General features: G+C 54.1%; 1 pseudogene. It reads right to left on the reverse strand.

Annotated features, from left to right (window positions below):
* Window positions 1–165, reverse strand: a pseudogene (locus AC5ZG1_RS44825) (NIPSNAP family protein); the annotation flags it as partial.
* Between the last annotated feature and the right edge of the window lie 190 nt (window positions 166–355).

Raw genomic sequence — 355 nt, forward strand, 5'->3', positions numbered from 1 at the left:
TGAGATAGGTGAGACGCTGACTGCTTTCGCCCACCATTGTCGTGAAGAAACCCGCCTGCTTGATGCCGTGCTTGTTCCACAGGGCCAGCGTATGTTCGGCAACGGTTGAGCTGCGCGGGCAATCGCGCCGGGCAGGCAGTCGTAAACTCTAAGCTCGTAGATCACAGTCTTGCTTCCTTATGTCCCTTGGGGGAGAAGGTGCCGGCATGCGGATGAGGGGCTGGCTTCGCCAATCTCTGGTGTCGGGATATCGCCTGGCATTGAACTCCTGCTCATGTCTCAATTCGCAGGAAGCATCTGAAAGTAAAAAGAATCAATACCATTCATCCAGTCCACGTTTTTAAACCGGACAACC

It is taken from the genome of Bradyrhizobium sp. Leo78, assembly GCF_059512425.1.